The sequence below is a fragment of the Micromonospora sp. WMMA1949 genome (assembly GCF_027460145.1).
In the GTDB taxonomy this organism is placed as follows: Bacteria; Actinomycetota; Actinomycetes; order Mycobacteriales; family Micromonosporaceae; genus Micromonospora.
Genome location: NZ_JAPZBG010000001.1, coordinates 4,441,780 through 4,454,151, shown reverse-complemented (window position 1 = coordinate 4,454,151; position 12,372 = coordinate 4,441,780). Strand labels below are relative to the sequence as shown.

Sequence of the window (12,372 nt, the reverse complement as noted above, 5' to 3'; positions counted from 1 at the left end):
TGCGCCTGGCACCGGGGAAGGGGTGCCAGGAACTCGAAAGCGGCTGGAGATCTCGCAGTACGTCGGGCGCCGTCACGCCCTACAGACCGCCGGGCAGCACCCCCTCCTCGATGTCGGCGAAGTCGTCTTCGCTCTCCGCGAGGTAGGCCTCCCAGGCCGCCTTGTCCCAGATCTCCACCCGGGTGCTCGCTCCGATCACGACCAGATCCCGGTCCAGTGCCGCGTACGACCGCAGGTGGCCGGGAATGGTGACCCGGCCCTGCTTGTCCGGCACCTCGTCGTGCGCGCTGGCGAAGAAGACCCGGCTGTAGGCCCGGGCCGCCTTGCTCGTCATCGGCTGCGCGCGCAACTGGTCGGCGATCCGCTGGAACTCGGGCATCGGGAAGACGTAGAGGCAGCGCTCCTGCCCTTTGGTGATCACGACACCCCCCGCCAGTTCGTCCCGGAACTTCGCCGGAAGGATCAACCGGCCTTTGTCGTCCAGGCGCGGAGTGTGGGTGCCGAGGAACATCGGCCCAACCCCCTCGCCCTGAGCGGCGTTCGCGGCGCCGCTGACCCCCCGGGCCGGTGTGGCCCTCCCGGCCTCACCATCGCGCCCCACTCTACTCCACTTCCCTCCACCTGCAACCAGATTCGCCCGCGTGGCGTGGCGTTTCCGCGCGCAAAACCGCACGTCAACGCGGGTGGGGCGGAGTGGAGGGGGTGGGGAGGGCCGCGCAGCGTCCGCTACCCGACATCGACCGCCACCGTCCGGCCCCGCGCGCTCCGGCCGTCCGCCGGGCCCTCCCCGGCCGAACGGTTCGCCCTCGGCCGCGATCTGGCGGAGGTGGTGGTCCGGTAACCTCGCTCGCGTGACGGACGCGAAGATGCCCTTGCGGGCAAAGGTGGCCAGCTCCGTGTCGCGCACCGCCGCGGCGCTGTCGCGGGCTGCGGGCCGTGGCGACGGCTCGGTGATCGGCGGCTGGATCGGCCTCAAGATCGACCCGGACCTGCTCGCCCACCTTTCGGCCGGGCGCGCCATCGCCCTGGTGTCCGGCACCAACGGCAAGACCACCACCACCCGGCTCACCACCGCCGCGGTCGGCGTGCTCGGCCGGGTCGCCACCAACTCCTTCGGCGCGAACATGCCCACCGGCCACACCTCGGCGCTCGCAAAGGCCGGCAGCACCCCGTACGCGGTGCTGGAGGTGGACGAGCACTACCTCGCCCAGGTGCTGGAGGCGACCGAGCCGCACGTGGTGGCGCTGCTCAACCTCTCCCGCGACCAGCTCGACCGCGCCAAGGAGGTCGCCATGATGGCGCAGCTCTGGCGCGCCGCCCTGGTCCGGCACCCGCGGGTACGGGTGGTCGCCAACGCCGACGACCCGATGGTGGTGTGGGCCGCGTGCCCGCCGGCCGACCCGGCCCAGGGCCATGTGCCGCCGCACGTCACCTGGTTCAGCGCCGGGCAGCGCTGGCACGACGACTCCTGGGTCTGCCCCGAGTGCGGCTCCACCATCCAGCGCTCCGGCGAGCAGTGGTGGTGCACCGGCTGCCCGCTGCGCCGCCCCGAGCCGAACTGGACCGTCGAGGACGACGGTGTGCTCGACCCCACCGGCGCCTGGCACAAGATCCAGCTGCAGCTCCCCGGCAAGGTCAACCTCGGCAACGCGGCCACCGCCCTGGCCGTCGCCGCCGAGTTCGGCGTACGCCCGGTGGACGCGGTGTCCCGGCTCGGCACCGTCACCTCGGTGGCCGGCCGCTACGCCCAGGTGGACCGCGACGGGCGCAACATCCGGCTGCTGCTGGCGAAGAACCCGGCGAGCTGGCTGGAGGCGTTCGACATGGCCGACGTCGCGCCGACACTGCTGTCCATCAACGCCCGCGACCCCGACGGGCTGGACACCTCCTGGCTGTTCGACGTGGACTTCTCCCCGCTGACCGGCCGGCAGGTGCTGATCACCGGCGACCGGGCGTACGACCTGGCGGTGCGGCTGGAGGTCAACGGCGTGCCGTTCCAGCACGTCCGCAGCTTCGACGAGGCCGTCCGCGCGGTCCCGCCGGGCCGGCTGGAGGTCATCGCCAACTACACCGCCTTCCAGGACATCCGAGCGGAGCTGGACCGTGTCAACTGAGAGCCTGCGCATCGTCTGGATCTATCCCGACCTGCTGTCCACCTACGGCGACCGGGGCAACGCGCTGATCCTGGCCCGCCGGGCCCAGCTGCGCGGCATGCCGGTCGAGGTGCTGGAGGTCCGCTCCGACCAGCGGCTGCCCGCCACCGCCGACATCTACCTGCTCGGCGGCGGCGAGGACGGCCCGCAGGCGCTCGGCGCCCAGCGCCTGATCGCCGACGGCGGCCTGCACCGGGCGGTGGCCCAGGGTTCGGTGGTGTTCGGCGTCTGCGCCGGCTACCAGCTGCTCGGCACCTCCTTCTTCGCCAAGGGCACCCGGTGCGCCGGCCTGGAGCTGCTCGACCTCTCCTCCGACCGCGGCCCCACCCGGGCCGTCGGCGAGCTGGCCGGCGAGGTCGACCCGCGGCTGGGCATCCCGCACCTGTCCGGGTTCGAGAACCACGGCGGCCGTACCCACCTCGGCCCGGGCGTGTCCCCGCTGGCCCGCGTCACCACCGGCGTCGGCAACGACGGCGCCACCGAGGGCGCGTGGCGGGGCAAGCTGCTCGGCACCTACTCGCACGGGCCGGCGCTGGCGCGCAACCCCGACCTGGCGGACCTGCTGCTGCGCTGGGCGACCGGCATCCATCAGCTCCCGCCGCTCGACGACACCTGGGCCGACCGCCTCCGCTCCGAGCGCCGCACCGCGGTGGCCGCCGCACCGAGGCCGTGACCGACGCCGCCCGGCCGGGGCGGCGACCGGTGGCCCGCCGGCTCGCCGGGTTGCTGCGGCAGCCCTCGGCGCGCCGGTTCGGGCTGCTTCTCCTGCTGCTCGCCGGGTTCGGCGTGACGCTGCTGCTGGTGCCCCGGCCGGACCCGGCCGACCTGCCCCGGCTCGCCGACTCGCTCGGCGGCTACGGCCCGCCCGCCGCCGTGGTCGGCGGCGCGCTGCTGCTGGTGGCGCTGGTGCCGCGGACGTTCGTCACGCTGGCCGCGGGCGCGATCTTCGGCCCGGTGCAGGGCGCCGCGTACGCGCTCGGCGCGGCGTTGCTGGCGGCGGCCATCGGATTCACTGTGGGCCGGGTGCTCGGCCGCGACTTCGTCGCCGAGCGGGTACGGGGCCGGCTGGCCCGCCTCGACGGCTGGTTCGCCCGGCAGAGCGTCTTCGGCGTGATCACCGTACGGCTGCTGCCGATCGCCGGGTTCGGGCTGGTCAGCTACGGCTACGGCACCACCGCCGCCCGGGTGGCGCCGTTCCTGGCCGGCAGCGTGATCGCCTCCGCCCCCACCGCGATCGGCTACGCGGCGATCGGCGCGGCGGTGACCACGCCCGGTTCGATCAACTGGTACGCGGCCGCGCCGGCCAGCCTCGGCCTGATCGCCAGCGTGCTGATCATCCACCGCTGGTGGCGGGCCGAACGGCGCCGGTCTGCCGGACCGGCCGGCTGACCCGGCGGCGAAGGCGGCCGACACGGTCCGGCCGGCGGGTTGAGGCGCGCCCCGCGTACGGGACGCGCCTCCGGCACACGGCCGCCGGTCAGGCGACCACGGACACCATCCGGCCCTTCACCACGATGACCTTGCGTGGCTCCTTGCCGGCCAGCGCGCCCGTGACCGCCTCCAGCGCCACCGCGCGGACGGTCTCCTCGGACGCGTCGGCCGGCACCTCGATTCGGCCCCGGACCTTGCCGTTGACCTGCACCGGGTAGGTGACCGACTCGGCCACCAGCAGAGCCGGGTCGGCGACCGGGAAGTCCGCGTACGCCAGCGAGTCCTCGTGACCCAGCTTGCGCCACAGTTCCTCGGCCATGTGCGGGGCGAACGGGGCCACCATCAGCACCAGCGGCTCGGCCACCTCGCGCGGCGTACGCGCCAGCCGGGTCAGGCCGTTGGTCAGCTCGATCAGCTTGGCGATGGCCGTGTTGAAGCGGATCCCGTCCATGTCGGCGCGGACCCCGTCGATCGTCTTGTGCAGCAGCCGCCGGGTCGCCTCGTCGGCCGGTTCGTCGGTGATCCGCAGCTCGCCGGTCTGCTCGTCGACGACGCTACGCCAGACCCGCTGCAGGAACCGGTACGAGCCGACCACGGCCCGGGTGTCCCACGGGCGGGACACCTCCAGCGGGCCCATCGACATCTCGTACACCCGGAACGTGTCCGCGCCGTACGCCGCGCACATGTCGTCCGGGGTGACGACGTTCTTCAGCGACTTGCCCATCTTGCCGTACTCGCGCCGGACCTCGGTCTCGCCGTGGAACCAGCGGCCGTCGACCTCGACGACCTCCTCGGCGGGCACGTACGCGCCGCGCGAGTCGACGAACGCGTACGCCTGGATCATGCCCTGGTTGAACAGGCGGCGGAACGGCTCGAACGACGAGACGTGGCCCAGGTCGTACAGCACCTTGTGCCAGAAGCGGGCGTACAGCAGGTGCAGCACGGCGTGCTCGGCGCCGCCGACGTACAGGTCGGTGCCACCGCAGTCGCCCGGACGCTGCGGCCCCATCCAGTACGCCTCGTTCTCCGGGTCGGCGAAGCGCTGCGAGTCGGTCGGGTCCAGGTAGCGCAGCTCGTACCAGCAGGAGCCGGCCCACTGCGGCATCACGTTGGTCTCACGGGTGTAGCGCTTGGGCCCGTCGCCCAGGTCCAGCTCCACCTCCACCCAGTCGCGCCGCCGCGACAGCGGGGTCTCCGGATCGCTGTCGGCGTCCTCCGGGTCGAACGTCTTCGGCGAGAAGTCCTCCACCTCGGGCAGCTCGACCGGCAGCATCGACTCGGGCAGCGCGATCGGCGCGCCGGTCTCGTCGTACACGATCGGGAACGGCTCGCCCCAGTAGCGCTGCCGGGAGAACAGCCAGTCGCGCAGCCGCCAGGTGACCGCGCCGGCGCCGTGTCCGTTGGCCTCCAGCCACTCGATGATGCGCGCCTTCGCGTCGGCCACGCCCAGGCCGTCCAGGTCGATGCCGCGATCCGGCGCGGCGCTGTTGATCGCCGGACCGTCCCCGGTGTACGCCTTGCCGTCGAAGCCCTCCGGCGGCTGCACGGTCCGTACGATCGGCAGCTCGAAGACCTCGGCGAAGGCCCAGTCCCGCTCGTCCTGGGCGGGTACCGCCATGATCGCGCCGGTGCCGTACCCGGCCAGCACGTAGTCGGCGATGAAGATCGGGATCTGCCCGCCGGTCACCGGGTTGGTGGCGTAGGCGCCGACGAAGACGCCGGTCTTCTCCTTGCTGTCCGCCTGCCGCTCCACGTCCGTCTTGGCCGAGGCGGCCTTCCGGTACGCCTCGACGGCCTCACGCGGGCCGGCGTGCCCGCCGGTCCAGGCGTCCTTCGTGCCCTCCGGCCAGGCGGCCGGCGTCAGCACGTCGACCAGCTCGTGCTCGGGCGCCAGCACCATGTAGGTGGCGCCGAAGACGGTGTCCGGCCGGGTCGTGAACACCCGCACCGGGGCCGCGGCGGTCGGGAAGTCGATGTGCGCGCCGGTCGACCGGCCGATCCAGTTGCGCTGCTGCAGCTTGATCGGCTCCGGCCAGTCCAGTGTGTCCAGATCCTCCAGCAGCCGGTCCCCGTACGCGGTGATCCGCATCATCCACTGCTTCAGGTTGCGCTTGAAGACCGGGAAGTTGCCGCGCTCGGAGCGGCCGTCGGCGGTGACCTCCTCGTTGGCCACCACGGTGCCCAGGCCCGGGCACCAGTTCACCGGCGCTTCCGAGACGTACGCCAGCCGGTGGTCGTCGACGACGCGCCGCCGCTCCCCCACGGACAGCTCGGCCCACGGACGCCCGTCGGGGGTGGCACGGGTGCCGCCCTCGAACTCGGCGATCAGCTCGGCGATCGGCCGGGCCTTGCGCGCGTCCGCGTCGTACCAGGAGTTGAAGATCTGCAGGAAGATCCACTGGGTCCAGCGGTAGAAGTCGGTGTCGATGGTCGCCACCGAACGCCGCTCGTCGTGGCCCAGCCCCAGCCGGCGCAGCTGCGCCTTGAACCGCTCGATGTTGGCCTCGGTGGTGGTCCGGGGGTGGGTGCCGGTCTGCACCGCGTACTGCTCGGCGGGCAGGCCGAACGCGTCGAAGCCCATCGCGTGCAGCACGTTGCGCCCGGCCATCCGCTGGTAGCGGGCGTAGCAGTCGGTGCCGATGTAGCCCAGCGGGTGGCCGACGTGCAGGCCGGCGCCGGACGGGTACGGGAACATGTCCAGCACGTACAGCTTCTCGGCGCCCGCCCGCGGGTGGCCGGGGTCGGCCAGCGGACCGGCCGGGTTCGGCGCCTGGAAGGTGCCCTCCCGCGCCCAGGTGTCCTGCCAGCGGTGCTCGATCTCGTCGGCCAGGGCGGCGGTGTACCGGAACGGGGGGATGTCGGTCGCCGGTGCGGCTGCCTCACTCATGGCGTCTCCTCGGCGCGGAACGATTCGAAAAAATTGTGGGCGGTCTGCTGCGGGCACAAAAAAGCCCCTCGCGCAGGAGGGGCGGCCGTGCTGTCGCGCGTTCAGCGCATCAACACGGCTCGGTAAGAAGCAGGAAGAACCCGGCCATGCAGGCAGTGTACCTCGCACCCCTCGGCGGCGGCGCGCCCGTTCCACCCTCGGCGGCCGGTCCCCCGGTCCGGCGAATATTCCGGGCGTAACCGACCGACCACCTGCGGGAGTCGGCAGTAACGACAAACATGGTTAGCCTGAGAGGCCAGTGAGATTACTGCGGCAGACGTGGCTCGGCGTCGCGAACCCAACGGCGGGTCCAGGTGCTCTATAAAGAGCTGCCGTCCAGGCGACGAGGAGGAGGCCCGTGACACAACAGACCTGGGACGAGGTGGGCGGTCTGCTGCCGCACGACGAGTTCCGCGCCGCCAGCGAGGCCATCGTGGCCAACATCGAGCAGGTCATCGAGGGCAAGACCGCCACCGTCCGGCTCGCCCTGGCGGTGCTGCTGGCCGAGGGCCACCTGCTCATCGAGGACGTGCCCGGCGTCGGCAAGACCAAGCTCGCCAAGGCGATGGCCCGGTCCATCGACTGCTCGGTCCGGCGGATCCAGTTCACCCCCGACCTGCTTCCCAGCGACGTCACCGGCGTCAGCGTCTACAACCAGGAGACGCACGACTTCGAGTTCCGCCCCGGCGCGGTCTTCGCCAACCTGGTCGTCGGCGACGAGATCAACCGGGCCTCGCCGAAGACCCAGTCGGCGCTGCTGGAGTGCATGGAGGAGCGGCAGGTCACCGTCGACGGGGTCACCTACCAGTTGCAGACGCCGTTCATGGTGATCGCGACGCAGAACCCGATCGAGATGGAGGGCACCTACCCGCTGCCCGAGGCGCAGCGCGACCGGTTCACCGCCCGCATCGCCATGGGCTACCCGGACCCGCGCGCCGAGCTGGCCATGCTCGACGGGCACGGCGCCACCGACCCGCTGCCGGGGCTGCGGCCCGTCTCCGACGCGGCCACCGTCCGCCGGCTGATCGGTCACGTCCGGCAGGTGCACGTCGCCGACGCCGTCAAGCAGTACGCGATCGACCTGGTCACCGCCACCCGGGAGGCGCCCGACCTGCGCCTGGGCGCGTCCCCGCGGGCCACGCTCCAGCTGCTGCGCACCGCCCGCGCGGTGGCCGCCCTGGAGGGCCGCGACTACGTGCTGCCCGACGACCTGCAGGTGCTCGCGGTGCCGGTGCTGGCGCACCGGATCATCCCCACCGCCGACGCGCAGCTGGCCCGGCGCACCACCGACGCGATCGTCTCCGAGCTGGTGCACCGCCTGCCGCTCCCGCACGACCGGCAGCGCTCCCCGTACGACACCCGGCCCGGCGGCGCGAACAACGGCCGCGGGCCGTACGAGCCGCGGAGGCCGTGACGTGCGCGACGGCCTGCGTGGGCTGACCACCCGCGGCCGCTCCTTCCTGGCGGCCGCGGTGGCCGCCGCGATCTCCGCCGGCATCCTCGGCGAGAAGGACCTGCTCCGGGTGGCGGTCCTGCTCGCCGTGCTGCCGCTGCTGGCCGCCGCGTACGTCGGGCGCAGCCGATACAAGCTCGCCTGCAACCGCTCGCTGGAGCCGCACCGGGTGCCGGTCGGCGCCAGTTCCCGGGTGGTGCTGCGGTTGCAGAACCTGTCCCGGCTGCCCACCGGCACGCTGCTGCTGGAGGACCGCCTGCCGTACGCGCTGGGCAGCCGGCCCCGGGTGGTGCTGGAGCGGCTCGGCGCGCACCAGGCCAGCTCCGTGGCGTACACGGTCCGCGCGGACGTGCGCGGCCGCTACGAGGTGGGCCCGCTGGTGATCCGGCTGACCGACCCGTTCGGGCTGTGCGAGCTGACCCGGTCGTTCCCCAGCACCGACCACCTCACGGTGATCCCGCAGGTCACCCCGCTGCCGTCGGTGCGGCTTCCCGGCGAGTACGCCGGCAGCGGCGACAGCCGGGCCCGCTCGGTGGCGGTGCACGGCGAGGACGACGCCGCCACCCGGGAGTACCGGATGGGTGACGACCTGCGCCGGGTGCACTGGAAGTCCACCGCCCGCACCGGCGAGCTGATGGTGCGCCGCGAGGAGCAGCCGTGGGAGAGCCGCGCCACGGTGGTGCTCGACACCCGCGCCGGCGGGCACCGGGGCGAGGGCCCGACTGCGAGCTTCGAGTGGGCGGTGTCGGCGGCCGCCAGCATCGCCGTGCACCTGCGCGAGGCCGGCTACAAGCTGCGGCTGGTCACCGGCAACGGCGCCGACGTCGGTGCCACCGAGGCGGGCGGTGAGGGACTGCTTCTCGACCACCTCGCCGACGTGCACCTGGACCGGCGCGGTGAGATCACCACGCTCGTGCAGCAGGTCCGGCAGCGGGCCGACGGCGGCCTGATCATCGCGCTGCTCGGCACGCTCGGCACCGCCGAGGCGGAACTGCTGGCCGGGTTGCGCGGCAACGGCGCCACCTGCGTGGCGTTCCTGCTCGACAGCAACACCTGGCTCAACCTGCCGCCGAACGCCCGGGCCGAGGCGGAGCGGGCACACGGCGCCGCCGCGCTCACGCTGCTGCAGAGCGGCTGGCGGGTCATCGGGGTGGAGCACGGCACCCGGCTGCCGATGCTGTGGCCGCAGGCCGGACGGGGCTCGCAGGGCTTCGCGCTGCGGGCGGCCATGGCCGAGACGGTGGCCGGCGGACGACGATGACCGGAGGGATGGTCCTGTGACCCCGCACCGCAACATCGGCTTCGTCGCCGCGGCGGCGACGCTGCTGGCGGCGGCCCCGCTGTCGGCGATCTTCGAGCGCTGGACCTGGCTGATCCAGGCCGCCGTCGTGGTCGCCGTGGTGGCCGGCTCGGCCGCGCTGAGCCGTCTCGGCCGGCTACCGCTGTGGGGGCAGGTGCTGGCCATGCTGGCCGGGCTGACCCTGGGCCTGACCTGGGTCTTCCCCGGCGGCACCGAACTGCTCGCGTTCCTGCCGACCCCTGCGACGTTCGGCCACTTCGGCGACCTGCTCCAGGCGTCGCTGCAGGACATGCGCTCGTACGGCGTACAGGTGCCGGACGTCGACTCGCTGCTGTTCCTCGCGGTGCTCGGCATCGGCGCGGTGGCGGTGGTGGTGGACGTGCTCGCGGTCGGGCTGCGCCGGCCCGCGCTGGCCGGCCTGCCGATGCTCGCCATCTACTCGGTGCCGGTCGCGGTGTACGTGGACAGCGTCCCGGCCACCCCGTTCGTGGTGGGTGCTGCCGGTTACCTCTGGCTGCTGGTCACCGACAACGTCGACCGGGTACGCCGGTTCGGCCGCCGGTTCACCGGCGAGGGCCGCGACGTCGACGTCTGGGAGGCGTCCCCGCTCGCCGCGGCCGGGCGGCGGCTCGCGGTGGTCGGTGTGATCGCCGCGGTGGCGCTGCCGCTCGCAGTGCCCGGGATGACCGGCGGGCTGCTGAACAACGTCGGCGCCGGGCCCGGCGAGGGCAACGGGCGGCCGGGCCAGGGCGGCAGCTCCGGCCGGGTCGACCTGTTCGCGGCGCTCAGCGGTCAGCTCAACCAGAGCGAGGAAGTCGATCTGGTCAAGGTCAGCACCAACGAGACGGCCCCGTTCTACCTGCGCCTGGGCGTGGTGGACGACCTGCGGCCGAGCGGCTTCCAGGCGCGGGTGCCGACCGGGAAGTCGATCTCCCGTTCGCTGTCCGACCCGGTCGACGCCCCGCGCGGCGTCGACCGGCAGCGCTACCGCGCCACCGTCGAGGTGACGAAGAACCTGAACATGCCGTTGCTGCCGGTCTACACCGAGCCGGTCAAGGCCGACGACCTCAACGGCAACTGGCTGTACGACGAGAGCCAGCAGGTCATCTTCTCCAAGCGGGACACCGCCCGCGGCAAGAACTACTCGTTCGACTACGTCCGGTCCACCTACAGCCCGGCGGCGCTGCGCGCGGCCCGGTCACTACCCTCGGACAGCCCGCTGATGCGCCAGCAGACCGAGCGGCCGTCCGTCCCGGCCGTCGAGGAACTGGTCGCGGAACTGGTCAAGGGCAAGTCGAACGACTACGACAAGGTCCGGGCGATCTACGACTACTTCTCCGTGGAGAACGGCTTCACCTACGCGCTGTCCACCCGTAACGGCAGCAGCGGGGAGGACATCACCGACTTCCTCGCCACCAAGGTCGGCTACTGCCAGCAGTACGCCGCGGCGATGGCCTGGCTGGTCCGGGCCGCCGGGATCCCGGCCCGGGTGGCGGTCGGGTTCACCAACGGCAGCAAGGCCGACAGCGGCACGTACGTGCTGACCAACCGCAACCTGCACGCCTGGACCGAAGTCAACTTCAACGGGATCGGCTGGGTGCCGTTCGACGCCACCCCGGCAGCGGCCGTGACGGGCTCGGTCCGTTCTGCCTGGGCGCCGGACGTCGACGCCCCCGAGGAGGTCACCCCCTCGGCCGGCAGCACCACCGCTCCCGACGCGGCCGGCCCGTCGGCCGGGCCGAACGAGGCCGACCGGCTCGACAAGGACACCGACCAGGGCCTGACGCTGGACCAGGGCGCGCCCGCCGAGGAGAGCCCCGTCTGGCCGTGGTGGCTGGCCGGTGCGCTGGCGCTGCTGGCGCTGCTCGCCGTACCGGCCCTGCGCCGCTCCGCCCTGCGCCGCCGCCGTCGCGTCCGGACCGTCACACCCACGGCCACCGCGCTGCCGGTGCCGGGCCAGCGCGGCGAGACGCGGGAGGTCGTGGTCGGCGTGGACGCCGAGGCGGCCCGCGCCGACGCGCACGCCGCCTGGGACGAGCTGCTCGACACGCTCGTCGACTTCCACGTCCGGGTGGACCGCACGGAGACCCCGCGCGCGACCGCCGAGCGGCTGGCCCGGGAGGCGCTCGCCGAGAAGGGCGACGCCGCGACCGGGGTACGCCTGCTCGGCCGCGCCGAGGAACGCGCCCGCTACGCGCGTGACCCGCTGACCGACGCGGAGTTGCAGCCGGCGCTGCGCACGGTCCGGGGCGCGCTGGCGGCCGGCGCGGACCGCCGTACCCGCCTGCTGGCCGCGCTGCTGCCCCCGTCGGTGCTGCAACGCTGGCGTACCGCCCTGGCCGAACGGTCGGCGAGGGCGGTGACCACGAGCGGTCAGATCCGGCAGCGGATGACGCGCTGGAGCCCACGCCGCCTCCTGGCCGGCCGCCCCGCCCGCTGACCCCCCCTCCCCCGGCCCTCCGGCCCTCGTGCCCCCGTCCCCTCCCGCCCGGCCCCGGCGGTGATCAAGGAGTTTGTGTCCACATCCAGCCCCGCTGAAGACACAAACTCCTTGATCACCGCTTCTGGCCGGATGCGCACGAGATCTTGGTACGAAATGGCCCTCGTGAGGGCGTTTTCGCACCAAGATCTACGACGGCTTCCGCGATACGCGGCGCATGGGCTGATGAGGCGGGCCGGCCGAGCAGGCCCCCTCGCCTCGGCGATCTTGCGGTTTGTGCCCGGGTGAACGGGACATTCGGGGCACCGCTCGGGCCGAAAGTGCAAGATCGCGCGGGAGAGCGGGAGAGCGGGCGGGCGGGGCGGAGGGCGGGGGCTGATGAGCCTTGAGGAGGCGCTCGCGTGACGCTGAGGCTCGGGCGCGAACCGCGACCCGGGCGGGGCGGTGCACATGCGTGCGGGCAGCCCGGGGCGCCACGTAGCGAATGAGGCGCGTAGAGGGGGACGGACCGCGGGGGGCGCGCCTAGGGGCGGGGCGGTGGGATCGATCGTGGGCATGACTGAGCGCGCGCCCTCGCCCTCGCCGCCACAACACCCCGGCAGCAAGTAGCGCCGGCGGCGCTCGTCGGCCTACGGAGGCACCGCCGGTTTCCCGCCCCTGGTCAGGGGC

General features: G+C 73.3%; 8 protein-coding genes. 6 read left to right on the top strand and 2 right to left on the bottom strand.

Translation table 11 applies throughout. The features are described from left to right. Positions 1–79: 79 nt before the first annotated feature. Positions 80–511: a division/cell wall cluster transcriptional repressor MraZ gene (gene mraZ / locus O7607_RS21105; RefSeq protein WP_013287610.1), complete on the bottom strand. Its 432-nt coding sequence runs from the start codon at positions 509–511 to the stop codon at positions 80–82. Between the two features lie 355 nt (positions 512–866). Here mraZ and O7607_RS21100 point away from each other — a divergent pair, with 355 nt between their 5' ends. Genes O7607_RS21100 through O7607_RS21090 form a run of 3 tightly spaced genes read left to right on the top strand, consistent with a single transcriptional unit; the run spans position 867 to position 3,542 of the window. Continuing rightward, positions 867–2,114: a MurT ligase domain-containing protein gene (locus tag O7607_RS21100; RefSeq protein WP_128138608.1), complete on the top strand. Its 1,248-nt coding sequence runs from the start codon at positions 867–869 to the stop codon at positions 2,112–2,114. Continuing rightward, positions 2,104–2,826 carry a type 1 glutamine amidotransferase gene (locus O7607_RS21095; protein WP_013287612.1) on the top strand — a complete coding sequence of 241 codons (723 nt, stop codon included), beginning with the start codon at positions 2,104–2,106 and terminating at the stop codon, positions 2,824–2,826. Before O7607_RS21100 ends, O7607_RS21095 begins: the two co-directional genes overlap by 11 nt. Next, on the top strand, positions 2,823–3,542 hold the full coding sequence (locus O7607_RS21090) for a TVP38/TMEM64 family protein (protein ID WP_269704890.1): 720 nt from the start codon (positions 2,823–2,825) through the stop codon (positions 3,540–3,542). The genes O7607_RS21095 and O7607_RS21090 overlap by 4 nt, the downstream gene beginning before the upstream one ends. A gap of 88 nt (positions 3,543–3,630) precedes the next feature. Here the strand turns inward: O7607_RS21090 and leuS are convergent, their stop codons facing one another. Further along, complete coding sequence (gene leuS / locus O7607_RS21085; protein ID WP_269704889.1) at positions 3,631–6,471, bottom strand: leucine--tRNA ligase; 2,841 nt, start codon at positions 6,469–6,471, stop codon at positions 3,631–3,633. A 397-nt stretch (positions 6,472–6,868) separates the two neighbouring features. Between leuS and O7607_RS21080 the strand changes: the two genes are divergently transcribed. From O7607_RS21080 to O7607_RS21070, 3 genes are read left to right on the top strand one after another with little or no spacing between them, the layout of a single operon-like run. Beyond that, positions 6,869–7,924, top strand: coding sequence for an AAA family ATPase (locus tag O7607_RS21080; RefSeq protein ID WP_269704888.1), 1,056 nt, complete (start codon positions 6,869–6,871; stop codon positions 7,922–7,924). A gap of 1 nt (position 7,925) precedes the next feature. Next, positions 7,926–9,224 carry a DUF58 domain-containing protein gene (locus tag O7607_RS21075; protein WP_269704887.1) on the top strand — a complete coding sequence of 433 codons (1,299 nt, stop codon included), beginning with the start codon at positions 7,926–7,928 and terminating at the stop codon, positions 9,222–9,224. A gap of 16 nt (positions 9,225–9,240) precedes the next feature. Further along, positions 9,241–11,703, top strand: a complete 2,463-nt coding sequence (locus O7607_RS21070; protein ID WP_269704886.1) for a transglutaminase TgpA family protein — start codon at positions 9,241–9,243, stop codon at positions 11,701–11,703. The last annotated feature ends 669 nt before the right edge of the window (positions 11,704–12,372 follow it).